The 15917-nt window shown below is 61.1% G+C and carries 16 protein-coding genes; 13 read left to right on the top strand and 3 right to left on the bottom strand.

The features are described 5' to 3' along the window. The first annotated feature begins 86 nt into the window (after window positions 1-86). A complete protein-coding gene (locus BPET_RS06440; RefSeq protein ID WP_012248264.1) occupies window positions 87-2012 on the top strand; it encodes a tyrosine-type recombinase/integrase in 1926 nt (641 codons plus the stop codon). A 52-nt stretch (window positions 2013-2064) separates the two neighbouring features. On the opposite strand, the gene BPET_RS06435 is transcribed toward BPET_RS06440, so the two are convergent. After that, the gene (locus tag BPET_RS06435) at window positions 2065-2709 is read right to left on the bottom strand and encodes a substrate-binding domain-containing protein (protein WP_012248263.1); all 645 of its coding nucleotides are present in this window, start codon (window positions 2707-2709) and stop codon (window positions 2065-2067) included. A gap of 107 nt (window positions 2710-2816) precedes the next feature. Between BPET_RS06435 and BPET_RS06430 the strand changes: the two genes are divergently transcribed. Further along, window positions 2817-3110 (top strand): helix-turn-helix domain-containing protein, encoded by a 294-nt coding sequence (locus tag BPET_RS06430; protein WP_012248262.1) that lies wholly within the window; start codon window positions 2817-2819, stop codon window positions 3108-3110. Window positions 3111-3134: 24 nt separating this feature from the next. Here BPET_RS06430 and BPET_RS06425 read toward each other — a convergent pair whose 3' ends face one another. After that, a complete protein-coding gene (locus tag BPET_RS06425; RefSeq protein WP_012248261.1) occupies window positions 3135-4025 on the bottom strand; it encodes a LysR family transcriptional regulator in 891 nt (296 codons plus the stop codon). A 253-nt stretch (window positions 4026-4278) separates the two neighbouring features. Beyond that, window positions 4279-4905: a GntR family transcriptional regulator gene (locus BPET_RS06420; RefSeq protein WP_231852694.1), complete on the bottom strand. Its 627-nt coding sequence runs from the start codon at window positions 4903-4905 to the stop codon at window positions 4279-4281. A gap of 382 nt (window positions 4906-5287) precedes the next feature. Between BPET_RS06420 and BPET_RS06415 the strand changes: the two genes are divergently transcribed. From BPET_RS06415 to BPET_RS06365, 11 genes are all read left to right on the top strand, one after another. Further along, window positions 5288-6190: a dihydrodipicolinate synthase family protein gene (locus tag BPET_RS06415; protein ID WP_012248259.1), complete on the top strand. Its 903-nt coding sequence runs from the start codon at window positions 5288-5290 to the stop codon at window positions 6188-6190. Window positions 6191-6273: 83 nt separating this feature from the next. Next, window positions 6274-7113, top strand: coding sequence for an ABC transporter substrate-binding protein (locus BPET_RS06410; protein WP_012248258.1), 840 nt, complete (start codon window positions 6274-6276; stop codon window positions 7111-7113). Window positions 7114-7176: 63 nt separating this feature from the next. Continuing rightward, complete coding sequence (locus BPET_RS06405) at window positions 7177-7842, top strand: amino acid ABC transporter permease (RefSeq protein WP_012248257.1); 666 nt, start codon at window positions 7177-7179, stop codon at window positions 7840-7842. Between the two features lie 3 nt (window positions 7843-7845). Next, window positions 7846-8508: an amino acid ABC transporter permease gene (locus BPET_RS06400; RefSeq protein WP_012248256.1), complete on the top strand. Its 663-nt coding sequence runs from the start codon at window positions 7846-7848 to the stop codon at window positions 8506-8508. After that, window positions 8501-9226: an amino acid ABC transporter ATP-binding protein gene (locus tag BPET_RS06395; RefSeq protein ID WP_012248255.1), complete on the top strand. Its 726-nt coding sequence runs from the start codon at window positions 8501-8503 to the stop codon at window positions 9224-9226. Before BPET_RS06400 ends, BPET_RS06395 begins: the two co-directional genes overlap by 8 nt. A gap of 45 nt (window positions 9227-9271) precedes the next feature. Then, window positions 9272-10654, top strand: coding sequence for an MFS transporter (locus tag BPET_RS06390; protein ID WP_012248254.1), 1383 nt, complete (start codon window positions 9272-9274; stop codon window positions 10652-10654). Between the two features lie 25 nt (window positions 10655-10679). After that, on the top strand, window positions 10680-11219 hold the full coding sequence (locus BPET_RS06385; RefSeq protein WP_012248253.1) for a hypothetical protein: 540 nt from the start codon (window positions 10680-10682) through the stop codon (window positions 11217-11219). An 11-nt stretch (window positions 11220-11230) separates the two neighbouring features. Continuing rightward, window positions 11231-12487 (top strand): metal-dependent hydrolase family protein, encoded by a 1257-nt coding sequence (locus BPET_RS06380; protein WP_012248252.1) that lies wholly within the window; start codon window positions 11231-11233, stop codon window positions 12485-12487. A 49-nt stretch (window positions 12488-12536) separates the two neighbouring features. After that, window positions 12537-13535: a 4-hydroxyproline epimerase gene (locus BPET_RS06375; protein WP_012248251.1), complete on the top strand. Its 999-nt coding sequence runs from the start codon at window positions 12537-12539 to the stop codon at window positions 13533-13535. Between the two features lie 17 nt (window positions 13536-13552). Further along, a complete protein-coding gene (locus BPET_RS06370) occupies window positions 13553-14587 on the top strand; it encodes an Ldh family oxidoreductase (RefSeq protein ID WP_012248250.1) in 1035 nt (344 codons plus the stop codon). 37 nt (window positions 14588-14624) lie between these two features. Then, complete coding sequence (locus BPET_RS06365) at window positions 14625-15866, top strand: NAD(P)/FAD-dependent oxidoreductase (RefSeq protein WP_012248249.1); 1242 nt, start codon at window positions 14625-14627, stop codon at window positions 15864-15866. Window positions 15867-15917: the final 51 nt, after the last annotated feature.

Genomic DNA, 15917 nt, shown 5'->3' with positions numbered 1-15917 from the left:
GGGTGGGTCGGCTACCGGATAGTTGCTGGGGCTGAGCGGGGACCATGACGAGCATAGGGCCTAAGTCATAACTTAGGAGCCTCGAAATGGCACTCTCTGATCTGACCGTCCGGCAGGCAAGGACCACCGGAAAGCGCTACACCATCTCCGACAACGACTGCCTGGGCCTGATGGTCTCCGCCGCAGGCGGCAAGTCGTGGCAATTCCGCTACTACCGGCTGGGCAAGCAGAAGCGCATGTCTTTAGGCGGCTATCCCGCCCTCAGCCTGCGCGAGGCCCGCGCCGAGCGGGACAAGGCCCAAGCCCTGCTCGCCAGGGGGATCGATCCCCAGGTCGAGCGTGACCAGCGGCGGCATGCGGTCAGGCTGGCCGGCGAATACACCTTCAAGACCGTCTTCGACGCCTGGGTCGAGCATCGCCGCAAGGAACTCAAGGAAGGCCGGCAGAGCACGATGTCGCAGATCCTGCGCATCTTCAACAAGGACGTGCTGCCTACCCTTGGAAAGATGTCGATCTACGACATTCGCCGCCCCCAGCTCCTGGGCGTCCTGGCAGCGATCGAGAAACGCAAGGCGTTCACCACCGCCGAGAAGGTCCGTACCTGGTTCAACCAGTTGTTCCGCTATGCCCTGGTCATCGCCGAGGGGCTGGAGGTCAACCCGGCCGCCGACCTGGACGTGGTTGCCGAGCCCAAGCCCCCCGTGACCCACAACCCCTACCTGCACCTGCCCGAGATGCCCGAGTTCCTCCAGAAGCTCCGGCTCTACAACCCTCGTGGCTGGCAGACCCAGCTTGGAATCCGGCTGCTGTTCCTGACGGGGGTGCGCACGGGCGAGCTGCGGTTGGCGGAACCTGAACAGTTCGACCTCGACCGGGGCTTGTGGATCATCCCGCCACAGGTCGTCAAGCAGCTTCAGGACGAGATGCGCAAGGCCGGCAAGCGGCCGCAGGACGTGCCGCCCTACATCGTGCCTCTGTCCCTGCAGGCCATAGAGATCGTTCGTTACCTCCTGGGCGTGATGCGGCCGGCGCAGAAGTACCTGCTGTCGCACCGTAGCGAACTCAAGAAGCGCATCAGCGAGAACACCCTCAACAAGGCCGTGCAGCTCATGGGCTATGAGGGGCGCCTGACCGGCCACGGCATCCGCGGCACTATCTCGACGGCGCTCAACGAGATCGGCTATCCGAAGATTTGGGTGGACGCGCAGCTTTCGCACTCCGACCCCAACAAGGTGAGTTCGGCCTACAACCACGCCAAGTACGTGGAACCGCGCCGCCGGATGATGCAGGACTGGGCCGATCGGCTCGACCTGCTCGAACAGGGCGAAGTGGAAGCCGCGAGCGCGCACCTGACCATCCGTATCGACGGGGTGCCGGCGATGGCAGAAGTGGAGGAAGCGGTGGATGCGACCCTCACGATGGCCGAGCCCACTCCTCCCGGCGTCCCGCCCGTCGTGGCCACGCCTATTGTCGTAACCCCGAGCAGCGGCGGGATCACGTTCCAGCGGCTGTCTCAGGTGCCGCCGCCTCCGACGCATGCCCCGGAGCCGGAAGTGTCCGCGATCCAGCGCGAGCGCGAGGAAATGCTGACCATCTACGAGTCGCCAAGCAACTTGCCGGTCCCGCTGTTCGGCAAGCTGGCCGGAAAGTCCAAGGACCAGATCAACCGCGAACTGAAAGCGGGCAAGTTGCTGTCCATCAGTTTGGGCAATCGGGGGCAGCGTGTTCCCGATTGGCAACTGGTGCCGCTCAAGCACAAGCTGGCCCAGGTGCTCATGAACCAGTGCCCGCACGCGGATTCGTGGGAGCTTTACCGCATGCTGACCCAGCCGCACCCGGACCTGGGTGATCGCGGGGCCATCGATGTGGTGACGCCCGCGAATTTGGGTGTGGTCGTCCAGGTCATCGCGGGCGGCCAGCAGGCTGTCTCGCCGCCGCTGTCCATCTCCGAAGATGTGCGGCAGAGTGTTCGCCGGCTGCTGGATAGTGCTGTGGTGGCTGAAGGGGCCTAGCCCCGATGTTGCCGCCCTATGGCTGGGCGAACGTCCCAAGCCATAGGGCTCTCTACGTTGCTCCGACTTTGGCAATCTGCAGCGCTCTGCGCTCGAACCGATCAGAAACAGGGTTGACTTGCCCGTCGAGTCGCTGAAGGTGCGTCACGATTTCGTAGGGGCCGTCAAAAAGCGGCCTCATGCCGATCCCCCATCCATGCGCGTGCCCAATGCGTGATTGCGCGGATACCCCGACGCCGTAGCCAGCGGCGACCCATAGCGCCATCATCTCGAAGGAAGTTACGCTCTGAACAGTGTTCGTTTGGTTCGCCGGCATGAGGGAGGACAGCCGCTGATCCAACAGAGGGCAGATTTCCGCCTGCCAGCGAAAAATGGGGTAGTCCAGTAGCTCGGCGACCGTGGGCTTCGCCTGGGCCAGTAAGGGGGACCGCATCTGCATGGCAACGGCCATGCTCTCACTCCACAGAGGTTGGCTTTTCAAGGGCGGATCGCTCAAACCCTCAAGCGATATGCCTGCGTCGTAGCGGCCGTCACGAAGTCCCGCAACCAGTTCGTCGCCTGCGACCTCGAAAAAGGCGATGGTGACTTCCGGCTCTTCCTCACGCTGTAGCGCAAGCAATGCCGAGAGATGCGATGAGGGTACGCCAGGCGCAATAGCAAGCTTGAGGCTGGAAGTCTGACTGGTGGCGTCGTGCATGAGAGCCCCCAAGAAGCGATCGGGTCAAAAAGGCGAGCCGACATGATAGCCAACATACGTTAAGTTTAACGTGGTTAAATTCTCTCGACTGCTCGACGCTTCTGTTAATGCAGAAGCGTACCGTTCAACGAGGCCGTCCCTCGGGCACAACCACATTTGAAGCCGAGCCAGCTCTGGCCTTCGGAAAAGCCGTGCGCGCTGCGCGCGTAGAGCAAGGGATTGCTCAGGAAGAACTGGGAGCTATGGCCGGCATCGCGCGCTCTCACATGGGCAAGATCGAGCGTGGAGAACATATGCCCACGCTGGCCTTGATTCTGAAAATCTCCGTTGCGCTCAGGATCAGTGCAGCCGAACTGATGGCTGCGACTGAACGCAATCTTCAGGCCGACACCGAGGCGTGAGGTAACCGGCTGAGGATGGCTTCGTCAGCTACCTGAAAGGTCGCGCAGGCGATCGATAAATCGCTCCAGCGAGGCCGACAAATCGCTGCCGTCAGGCCGAAGCAGATAGGTGGTCATCACGGCTGAATCCAACGCCAAGGGACGGATCATCACGTCTGGCCGCTGGCTCACCGGAATCTTGGTCGCCGTCATGAAGCCGACACCATAGCCTGCACCGACCAGGGTGAGCATCATGTCCAGCGAGGACACCTCTTCCACGACGTTCAGCTTGTGCTCCAGCGTCTGTAAAAGCCGAGCCAGTTCACGGCAGTAGCCCTCGCACACATGCGGATCGCACAAAACAAGTGGATGGCCCCTGATCTCATGGAGCGGAACCTCCTTGTAGGCGAGCAGTGCATGCCGGGCCGGCACCGCGATCACCAGCGGGTCTCTCCAGATAGGTTCGGCAACAACGCCATCACCGACGTCAGCCGTATGAGCGAACCCGATCATGAAGTCGCCCGAGCGCAGCCCGCGCAACTGCTCGGCCAAAGGCACTTCAGACAGACGTATCTCGATCTCGGGCTCTTCTGCGCGGCAACGGGCAAGAAACGCTGATAGCCGTGGATCGATCGCTCCGTCAGATACCGCGATGCGAATGCTTCCTCGCAAGCCCGACCCAACGGCCTTGGCATTCTCTCGTGCCTGCTCCAAGACGGTGAACAGCCTACGAATGTCTTGCAAGAACGTGGCACCCGCTGCCGTCAACTCGGTTCCTCGGCGGTTCCGATCGAAGAGCAACACCCCCAATTCACTCTCAAGTTCCTTGATGGCCCGAGACAGAGGAGGTTGCTCGATATGTAAGCGCTCAGCTGCCCGTGTGAAATGTAACTCCTCGGCTAAGATGGAAAAATAGCGAAGATGGCGAAGTTCCATAGGGCACCCTCCTAACACTGCCCACCCTGTTCCGTGTGCTTCGTCTCCATGGCCGCCACAAGCCCATCGCTGCATGGATTGCCGTTTTATTGCAGGCGGCACGAACTGTGTGAAACAGGCCGGGGAGTTCGCCCAAGTTCCAACACCAAGCTAACGCTGTAGTCCTTTGGTTTCTGTTGATACAGAAAAGTAGCAATTGGAGCAGCTCACATCTAGAGGCCTATATTCTGGCCGAGTACATGTCTGTACACACTCATTGTCTAGCGTTGCTGTCCAGAATCCGCTCGACAATGGCCAGTATCTGGCACGCCGCTCCCTGGATATGCTGCTCCAGCATGATTGCGGCTCTATCTACCTCCCCAGATCGACATAGCTCGATCAGGGCGACGTGTTCATGATGCGCTTGCTTTCGAATAGGAACATTGACTATCTGGAAGCGGAAATAGCGCTCGGACTTCTCGTGCAATGTGCGCACAACGCTCAGTGCCGCGGGCCGACCCGCAGCCCGATACAGCGTCTCGTGCAACTCCCAATTCAGGCTGCCCCAGCGCTCGGGTTCGACGGTGTCCATCAAGTCGACCAGTTGCTCGGCACGTTTCAGTTCGACCTCCGATAGATTGGGAATCGCCTCGCAAAAGATCCAAGGCTCCAGCCTCTTCCGGATGTCAAAAAACTCCTGAACCTCTGCCTTCGATATCATCGAGACAAAGGCCCCATGATGCGCAATAGTGTCAACGAGTCCCTCGGCACTGAGCAGCCGAAGGGCCTCACGCACTGGAATTCGACTAACGCCCAGCTCGTCGGCCAACGACTCCTGTCGCAAAGGCGACCCAGGCGCAGCCTCACCAGAAAGAATCCGATCACGCAGCGCAGCTAGCACCAACTCGGTGGTAGTTTGTCGGACGATTCTTTTGTGCCTGCTCGGCCGCTCAATAGACGCGCTCACAGCGGAGGAAAGTTTCAGCACAGAATAAGGGCCTCATCAAATTGTTACTGGGACAGGCATGCGGGGCGCAGTTTCGGCATCGTATAGGGTCTTCAATGGATTTACGCCCGCCCAAGTCAAAGGGTAAACCCGTAAAGACAGGCTGACACGCATCAACTTATGATCAGTATATTGGATCCAAGATCTCCCGACTAGATGTTTGCCCTGAGGTAGTCAACGCGAGATTTTGTGCGCGCTGAAACTTTGGATCCAATATAAAGTGAACTTTATCCTCACACTGTATGCAGGCCTGCGGGCATGACTTGAAAGGACCGATATGACAATTCAATGGAAGGGCGTATTCCCCGCCGTCACCACTAAGCTGAACGCCGATTTCTCTTTGGATATCGAGGCGATCCGTGCTGGCCTGGAACGCCTGATCGACAACGGCGTGAGCGGGGTCGTGATGATGGGCATGGTGGGCGAGAACGCTCAACTCTCGCCCGAAGAGAAGCTGACGGTGCTGCGCACGGCCAAGGAAACTATCAACGGCCGAGTGCCCATCATCTCGGGCGTGGCCGAGACCAGCACCGAAAAGGCTGTGGCCTTTGCCAAGGAAGCTGAAAAGCTGGGTATTGATGGCCTGATGCTCTTCCCGGCGCTGACCTACAAGTCCGATGTGCGCGAGACGATCGAGTTCAACAAAACCGTGGCCCGTGCCTCCAAGCTCGAGATCCTGCTTTACAACAACCCGCGTGGCTATGGCGTGGACCTGACGCCGGACACCGTCGCCGAGCTGTTGAGCGAACCGACCATCACCGCGATCAAGGAAGAGTCGTACGACACGACGCGCGTCACCGACCTGATCGCACGCTTCGGTGATCGTTTGAACGTGGTGTGCGGCGTGGATGACCTGATCCTGGAAAGCGCCGCACTGGGTGTGACCGCGTGGGTCTCGGGTATGGCCAATGCACTGCCCAAGGAATCGGTCGAGTTGCTGAACCTGTCGGTGGCTGGCGATCTGGACAAGGCGCGCAAGCTGTACCGTGCCCTGACTCCGTTGTTTCACTTGGATACGGTGGTCAAGCTGGTACAGCACATCAAGCTGGCCGAGAACATCATCAGTGGCGTTGCCGAAACCGTCAAACCGCCTCGCCTGAATCTGGAAGGGGCCGAGCGCGAGAAGACCATCGCCATCACCAAGAAGACCTTGGAAGACCTCAAGGCTCTGGGCTACTAAACCCGGCGGTTGGCTGAGGCCCCTTGGTGGGCCTCGGCCTGCTTACCCCTCTGAACACGAAGAATCACACAAAGAGATATCTCATGGGAAAACTGTTATCGATCAAGACGGCGTTCGTTGCCGCCGCGCTTGCGCTCATTGCCTTAACTGGCACAGCGCAAGCGCAGTCCTCCTCCACGCTCGACCGCGTCATCAACAGCAAGACATTGCGTTGCGGCATCCAGCTGGACTATCCCCCAGCAGGCTTTCGCACCCCGCAGAATGAACCCGAAGGCTACGACGTCGCCTACTGCAAAGACATGGCCAAGGCGTTAGGTGCAACGGCCCAGATCGTCGAGACGCCATCGGCCGAGCGCATTCCGTCATTGGTCTCCAACCGCATCGACGTGTTGATCGCCTCGACGTCCATCACGCCTCAACGTGCGCTGAGCGTGGCGTTCTCCCAGCCTTACGTGAGTTTCATCAATGTCGCGATGACTCACAAGGACACCGGCGTGCAGAAGTTCGACGACCTCAAAGGCCGCACAATCGGCGGTGTGACCGGCAGCACGACTGAACAAGAGCTGCGTGCGATCTTCAATAAATGGAATGATCCGAAAGGCAAGTTCATTTCCTATGGCAGCGAATCCGAAGCCTTTTTGGCGTTGAACCAACGCAAGATTGATGGGTTGATCGTAAGCGCTGGCACGGCCGGTGCACTGGTCAAGAGTGGCCAATTCCCCGCACTGCAGATCAAAGGTGAGGCCCCGTCCCCGGCCGACCTCGTTGGTATTGCAGTGCGAAAGAGCGACGCGGACTTTCTGCGCTGGATCAACGTGTTCGTATGGAACCAAGTCAGAACCGGTCGCTATCAAGAGTTGTACCGGACCTACTTCGGTGAAGGGCAGGCGCCCGCACTGAACGTGCCTGGCGTGGACTACTGAGCAACATCGACCAACCCCGTCGCCCCCCAGCCGCCGACGGCTCGCACGCCAGCCGGAGCACGCATGCTCGATTACACGTTCTATTGGTCCCAAGTCTGGGATAAATGGCCGGCCCTGCTAGAGGGTGCCCGCCAGACGCTTGAGGTGACCGCATTATCGATGCTGTTGGGCACTCTGCTTGCCCTGCCGCTGGCACTGATGCGCCGTTCGAAGTCCGGAACCCCTTACTACTTCGCTACCACCTGGGTCGAGGTGTCGCGCAATACGCCAGCTCTGTTCCAAATCTACATGGCGTACTTCGGGCTGGGTGCGGTCGGTGTTGACATTCCCAGTTTCACGGCCCTGCTGATCGCGCTGACGTTCAACAACGCCGGGTACCTGGCCGAGACCTTCCGAGGCGGATTGTCGGCAGTGCCACCCACCCAGATGGCCGCTGCGCGTTCGCTGGGGATGTCACCCACCAAAGCCTATGTGCACGTGATCTTCCCCCAAGTCTTCGTTCTGGTGTTCTTGCCGTACATGAATCAGCTCAACTGGGCTCTGCTCAACAGTTCACTGGGGTCAATCATCGGGGTGCGCGAGTTGACGGGGGCCACGCAGGCCGCACAGTCCGAATCGTTCCGGACCTTTGAGTTCTTCATCGTGGCCGCGGGCATGTACTACGTGATTTCCAAGCTGATCAGCATCGTGGCCGCCCTGGTGACCTGGCGGCTTTACAAGAGGACGTGAGGGATGCAATTTCAGTTTTCCGTCTACTCTGGCCTTCAATGGTCAGACCTGCCTTTCGTGCTCGACGGCCTGGGCCGCACCCTCTTGCTCACCTTGCTGTCCGGCACGTTTGGCACCGTTGTCGGGGCGATCGTGGGTTGGCTGCGCGAAAGTTCCACGACCGCTTCATATCTACTTGCGTCTTACGTCGACGTGATGCGCAGCATCCCGCTGATCATCCAGTTCATCTTGGTCAACAGCGCGTTTGCAGCGCTGGGCTCGCCGCTGGACCCGCTCGAAGTAGGGGTATTGACCCTATCGCTGTACATGGGCGCGCTGACCTCCGAACTCGTGCGTTCGGGCTTGCGGTCAGTGCGGCCAGAACTGCGTCGGGCTTCGCGCTCACTAGGCATGTCCTATTGGCAGGAACTGCGCCACATCGGTGCGCCGCTGGCAGTTCGAACCGTCTTCCCGAGCTGGATCGGCACGCTAATCGCCCTGACCAAGGACACCGCGCTGGTGAGCGTGGTCGGGTATGTCGAGCTGCTGCGCGCGGCGCAGATCCTGATCGTTCGCACCAATGAGGCATTGATGATCTTGGCCGGTGTAGGCCTGGCCTATTTCATCATCTGCTACCCGATATCGCGCTACAGCCGCAAAATCGAAAGAAGGCTCAGCCATGATTGAAATCCAGAACGTTCGCAAGTCCTATGGACCGGTCGAGGTCATCAAGGGCATCGACTTGACCGTCAATAAAGGCGAGGTGCTTTGCCTGATCGGCGCGTCGGGCTCGGGCAAGTCGACCTTACTGCAATGCATCAATGGTCTGGAACCCATCCAGTCTGGCCGCATCGTGGTTGATGGCATCGATGTCCACGCTAGATCGACCGATTTGAACAAACTGCGTCAGAAGCTAGGCATCGTCTTCCAGCAATACAACGCGTTTCCTCACCTGACGGCGCTGCAGAACGTGGCTCTCGCCCCGCAGGTTGTGCAGGGGCTGTCCCGCACTCGGGCGCTAGCGCTGGCGCGCGAGCACCTCGACTACGTCGGTCTGGGAGACCGAGCGGATCTGTTGCCACCTCGCTTGTCCGGTGGACAACAACAGCGCCTTGCCATCGCGCGTGCCTTGGCCATGAAGCCGAACTACATGCTGTTCGATGAAGTGACTTCGGCCCTCGATCCGGAACTGGTGGGAGAAGTCTTGGACACGATCCGAAGGCTCAAGGAAAGCGGCATGACCATGGTCATGGTCACGCACGACATCGCGTTCGCGCGGGAAAGCGCTGATCGCGTGGCGTTCTTCGACAAAGGCACCTTATGCGAAGTCGGCGAAGCGCGCCAAGTCATCAACACGCCGCGCGAAGAGCGCACACAACAGTTCCTCCAACGCGTACTTCATTAAACGCCGTCACAGTCGACGCTCCATACCAATACAAGGGAAAAGACCATGTCGCATGTCGCTGCAAGACTCGAACGTATTCCGTTCTGCCGGCCCCACTTCAAACTGCTGCTGATGGGCGGCTTGGGCTTCGCGTTCGAAGCGCTGGACGCGGGCATCATCGCGTTCATCCTACCCGTGCTGCGCACCCAGTGGAGCCTAAGCAGCCTGGAAGTGGGCTTCCTGGCCAGCAGCACCTATATCGGCTTTCTGATCGGCGCGCTGCTGGCGGGCCTCTTGGGCGACCGCTTCGGGCGACGCGGCGTGATGATGTGGGCGCTGGCGATCTTCTGCGTCATGTCCATCGCCAATGCCATGACGCACGACTGGCACCTGTTCTTCCTGTTCCGCATGCTGGCCGGCATCGGCATGGGCGCCGAAGGCGCGATCATCGCGCCCTTTCTGGCCGAGTTCGTGGCCAGCCGCTACCGTGGCCGCTTCACGGGCTCACTGGCGGGCTTTTTCTCCTTCGGCTTTGTGATCGCCGCGCTGCTGGGCTATTTCATCGTGCCGCTGTCGGACAACGGCTGGCGCTGGGTCCTGGTGATCAGCGCGGTGCCCGTGGTGGTTCTACTGTGGTGGCGCCATGCGCTGGACGAGTCACCGCGCTGGCTGGAGAGCCAGGGCCGACATGATGAGGCCGACGCGGTCGTCAGCCGTTTCGAAGCCCGTGCCCAACGCGCACTGGGAAGGGCCCTGCCCGCCGTGGCACCGCAGGCCGAGACGCAGGTGCCGGTCGCCCGAGCAAAGGAATCGTTCAGCGCACAATTAAAAACGCTGTGGTCGCCCGCCTGGCGCGGCGTGACGGCCATGACCTGGACCTTCTGGCTGTCGATCACGTTCTGCTCGTACGCCTTCTTCACGTGGATCCCGGGCCTGCTGGTGCAGCAAGGCATGACTATCACCAAGAGCTTCGGCTACTCCATCGCCATCTATCTTGCCCAGATTCCCGGCTACTACTCGGCCGCATACTTCAACGACAAGATCGGCCGCAAGTACACGATCGTCATGTACATGGCGTTTGCCTGCGCCAGCGCGATGGCGCTGGTCTTCGTCAAGGACCCGACCCACGTGTTGATCGCCTCGGTTTTGCTGTCGTTCGGCATGAACGGCGTGAACGCGGGCCAGTACGCCTACACCCCCGAGCTGTATCCGACCAGCATGCGCGCGACCGGCATGGGTGCGGCCTCGTCGTTCGCTCGTTTGGGCGCCATCGCCTCGCCTACGCTGGTGGGCGCCATCTATCCCATCCTGGGCTTTGGCGGCGTGTTCGGCATGACCACCGTCGTCCTGCTGACAGGTGCAGTGGTCGTGTTGTTTTTCGGCGTGAACACCAACAACCGCACGCTCGAGGATATTTCCCGCACCAGGCAGGAGCAGGCGCATTCTTGAAAACCAGACTTGCAGGAGCGACCCCATGACAGGGAAGACGACTGAGCTTTCTTTGATTCTGCCCGTAGCGCGGCAACTCGCCCTGGACGTGCCGGATGCGGCCGCCTGGCACAGAGCCGACGTAGCGCTGGGTCAGTGCTACGGCCACCGCCTGTTCACGATCCTGGCCTACGACAAGCGTGTTGGCTTGATGCAGCGCGTCTACAGCAGCCGTCCTGACATCAATGCAGTCGGTGGCATCAAGCGCGTCACGCAGTCGCGCTGGGTGGAGCAGGTGCTGGTACAAGGGGAGGGTTACCTGGGCTCCAGTGCCGATGACTTGCGATCGGTCTTCTCCGATCATGCCACGCTCCTGGCTCATGGGCTGGCAAGCGTCATGAACATCTCGGTGCGCATCGGTGGCGAGGTGGTCGGATCCCTGAACCTGTTGGACGAAGCAGGACACTATGACCGGGTGGATCGTTCGGCCGGATGCGTCGTTGCCCAACTGCTGGCCCCCCGGCTACAGGCGCACGCCGCGGGTTTCAAGGTGCCTGCCAACCTCGATGACCTCGATACGGTTTGAAGGAGAGAAAAGTGATCGTACTCAAGAATGCGAAACTGCTGGACGGCGCCGATGACCGCCACAGTGTCATCATAGAAGGCAACCGCATCACCAAAGTCGTGGCGGGGCAGATCGACGTACCTGGCGCCGATGTCATCGACGTGGGCGGCAAGACCGTCATGCCGGGCCTGATCGACTGCCACGTGCACGTCATCGCCTCGGTCGCCAATCTGGGCGCCAATGGGCGCCTGCCGAACACGCTGGCCATCTTGCGCGCGGTCCCGATCCTGCAAGGCATGCTTGCCCGCGGCTTCACCGCGGTACGCGACGCCGGTGGCGCAGACTACGCCCTGACCCGCGCCATCGAAGACGGCACGATCGAGGGGCCACGCCTTTTCATCAGCGGCAAGGCCCTGTCGCAGACAGGAGGCCATGCGGATTTCCGCGACCGCTTCGATTTCTCCGATCCTGACCCATGTGGCTGTAACCGCAATGCAGGCGCTATCGGCCGCGTGGTCGACGGTGTAGACGCCATTCGCAAGGCAGTGCGCGAAGAAATGCGCGCCGGCGCCAACCAGATCAAGATCATGGCTTCAGGGGGAGTCGCCTCGCCCACCGACCCGATCGGCAACCTGCAGTTCTCCGTGGACGAGATCAAAGCCGTGGTCGAAGAGGCACAGTCGCATCAGACCTACGTGATGGCACATGCCTATACGCCCGCGGCCATCATGCGCGCCGCGGCCCTGGGAGTCAAGACCATCGAGCACGGCAACCTCGTCGACGATGAGGCTGCCGCCACGATGGCCGAACACGGCACGTATGCGGTGCCGACGCTGGTGACTTACGACGCCATGAAGCGGGTAGGCGAGCAGCAAGGGCTTTCGGCTGAAACCCTGGCCAAGAACGAGAACGTCCGCCTGCAAGGCTTGAAGGCCTTGGAGATCCTTGCCCGTCACGGGGTGAAGATGGGCATCGGTTCGGACCTGCTTGGTGACATGCAGCAGTACCAGACCGAAGAGCTGACCATCCGGGCGGCGGTGCTGGGAAATGCCGAGGTACTGCGGCAAGCGACCGTGATTGGCGCGGAGATCCTCGACCGAGCAGGCGAACTGGGCGTGATTGCCGAAGGCGCATTGGCGGACATCCTGATTGTTGATGGCGATCCCTTGCAAGACATCGCGGTCCTCGTGCACAACCAGGGCGAGAAGATCGTCGGGATCATGAAGGACGGCCAGTGGGCCAAGTCTCCCGCTGCAGCGCCCGCGAACGCATCCGAAGCACAACAGTAAGCGCGCCTTGCTCTTTGTATCCCCTCCATTTTCTGGCTGACATCACACCATGAACCACACCTTCTTCTGCATCGACGGACACACCTGCGGCAACCCAGTGCGCCTGGTCACGGGCGGCGCGCCCGCCCTGCAGGGCAGCAACATGATCGAGCGCCGTGCGCATTTCGAACGCGACTTCGACTGGGTGCGCACCGCCCTGATGTTTGAGCCGCGCGGCCACGAGGTCATGTCGGGCACGATCATCTATCCGCCCACGCGGCCTGACTGCGATGTCGCTATCCTGTTCATCGAGGTCAGCGGTTGCCTGGCCATGTGCGGCCACGGCACGATTGGCACGGTCACGTTCCTGATCGAGCACGGACTGGTTACGCCGCGCGAACCCGGCGTGCTTCGCCTGGACACCCCCGCCGGACTGGTGCTGGCGCATTACAAGATGGACGGCCCGCACGTCGAGTCGGTCCGTTTGACCATCGTGCCCTCGTTCCTGCACTCGCGTGATCTGTCGGTTGAGGTGCCGGGCCTGGGCGAGATCCGGTTCGACGTAGCCTATGGCGGCAACTTCTACGCCATCGTCGAAAGCCAGCCGAACTATGCCGATCTCGATAGCCTGACGCCTTCGGACATCCAGCGGCTGAGCCCGGTCCTGCGCGCCAAGGCCAACGAGAAATACCCGTTCGTGCATCCTGAGACGCCCGCCATCCACGGTCTGTCGCACGTCATGTGGACGGGCAAGCCCAAGAAGGCGGGTATCTCAGCGCGCAACGCTGTGTTCTATGGCGACAAGGCCATCGACCGCTCGCCCTGCGGCACGGGCACCTCAGCGCGCATGGCGCAGCTTGCCGCCAAGGGCCAACTGGCCATCGGCGAGAAATTTGTGCATGAAAGCATCATAGGCACCACATTCGTTGGCGTGCCCAGCGAAGCGGTGAAGGTGGGCGACTTCGATGCCATCCGCCCAACCGTCGAAGGTTGGGCACGCGTCACGGGCCTGAACACCATTTTCGTGAATGAGCGGGATCCTTTGTACAAGGGCTTCCTGCTCAAGTAAGCAAGCGAGTATCACCGATGTCGAACACCGAAAAATCCCTCATTCTGCCCATCGATGAGGTTCTCGATCTGGCTACCCGCGTGCTGTTGCACGCGGGCATGGCCGAGCCGCACGCCAAGGCAATTGCCCGCGTCATCACCGCCGGACAGCGTGACGACTGCCAGTCGCACGGCCTGTATCGTCTACTAGTCACCACGCACACGCTGCGCCAAGGCAAGGTGTCCGGCACCGCCTTGCCTCTGATCAACGACCACGGTCCGGCCATCGTCAAGGTAGATGCGCAGTTTGCGTTCTCGCAACTTGCCTTCGAGCTCGGCAGCGAAGTACTGGTCAAAAAGGCGCGCGAGGTCGGTATTGCCGCCCTGGCGATCAACAACTGCTATCACTTCTCGGCGCTCTGGCCGGAAGTGGAATCCTTGGCCGAACAAGGACTGGCTGCCTTGGCGTTGACACCCAGCCACGCCTGGGTAGCGCCCGCCGGTGGCACTCGTCCGGCGCTGGGGACCAACCCGCTGGCCTTCGGCTGGCCGCGCAAGGGCAAGAACCCGTACGTTTTTGACTTTGCGACGAGCGCGGCCGCGCGTGGGGACTTGGAGCTGCATCGCCGCGCGGACAAACCGATTCCGTTGGGCTGGGGCGTGGACAGCGCCGGGAATGCAACCACGGATGCCAGCGCAGTGGTCAACGGCGGGGCGATGCTGACTTTTGGCGGGCATAAAGGGTCGGCGCTATCGACCATGATCGAACTCATGGCAGGCCCTTTGATTGGAGATCTGACCAGCCTGGATTCGCTCGCGTTGGACGCGGGCGTCGGGGGCACGCCCTGCCATGGGGAATTGATCATCGCATTGGACCCTGCTCATCTAGGACTGGGCGACAGCGCCGCCGACGACGCGCGTGCCGAACGGCTGTTCTCAACGATCACGGACCAAGGCGCACGCCTGCCTTCGCAACGCCGTTTCGAAGCCCGTGCCCGCAGTCAGCGCGATGGCGTGGCGATTCCTCGCAAGCTTTACTCGGAAGTGATGTCTCTTTTGCCCGCAGGGCAGTAGCGCACTCCCATCACAGTTGTACGGAGAGTATTCAATCATGCCCCATGTCATCATTGTCGGCGCCGGTATCGTCGGCTTGAGTTGCGCGCTGGCGGCTCGGCGCCGCGGCTGGGACGTCACGGTCGTTGACCGGGATTTCGAAGGCGACCGCGCCTCTCACGGCAACGCGGGCGGCATCGCCGTCAGCGAATGTGTCCCGCTGAGCCTGGCGGGGATGGGATTAAAACCCCTGCGCTGGCTGCTTGATCCGCTGGGTCCTCTGGCGGTACGCCCCGCCCACGCGCCTCGCCTTCTGCCCTGGTATCTGGCGCTACGCAAGGTGTCGCAGCCGCAACACTATGCGCGTATCGGCGATGCGCTGGCTGCGCTGAATCGGCGCTCGCTGGCAGATTTCGAGGCAATGCTTGCCGAGATCGGCCTGTCTGGCGATCTGCACAAGCTCGGGGCATTGACCGTCTATGAAACCAGCGCGGCGTTCGAGGCCGACCAGGCGTCCTGGCAATTCAAGCGCGAACGCGGTGTGCGCTGGCGTGTGGTGGACCAAGCCGAGCTACGCGCACTCGAACCCGGTCTCGCGCCAGTATTCAAGCATGCCGTCATGCTTGAGGATTGGGCACACATCGACGATCCCAAGCGGATCGTCGACGTCCTGCGCGAACAGTTGATTGCGCGCCAGGTCAAGCTCGTGACGGGGGAAGCGGTGAAGCTGGACGTGGAGGCTCTCGGCGATAGAGCTGGCGTGATGCTATCAGGAGGCCAACGCATTCTGGGTGATCGCGTCGTCGTGGCAACGGGCGCATGGTCGGCACGCTTGGCCGAGAGCATTGGCGAACGCGCCTTACTCGAGAGTGAGCGTGGCTACAACACCACACTGCCCGCCAGCGCCCAACATCTGCGTCGCGAAGTCATTTTTGCCGAGCGCATGTTCGTGGCCACACCCCTGGCCATTGGCCTGCGCATCGGCGGGGCGGCCGAGTTCGCAGGCTTGCAGGCGCCGGCGAACTACAAACGCAGCGCGGCCTTGCTCAAGCTCGCCCATCGATATCTGCCAGGTTTGAACGAAGCGAATGCTCAGCAATGGATGGGAAACCGGCCCACGACCGCAGACTCGCTTCCCGTGATCGGGCCGTCGCGGCACAGCAAACGCATTCTCTACGCATTTGGCCACGGCCATCTGGGCTTGACCCAGTCGGCAACCACGGCGCACTTGATTGGCGAACTGCTCGACGATGGTCAGCCGTCCATCGATCTGGCGCCCTATTCGATCAGCCGCTTTTAGCACGAACCCTTTTTCTCGCGAGCTGCAGAACCGACTTGAACAATAACCCTC

Source organism: Bordetella petrii, assembly GCF_000067205.1.
GTDB classification, from domain to species: domain Bacteria; phylum Pseudomonadota; class Gammaproteobacteria; order Burkholderiales; family Burkholderiaceae_B; genus Bordetella_A; species Bordetella_A petrii.
This window is presented reverse-complemented; position numbering and strand designations above follow the sequence as displayed.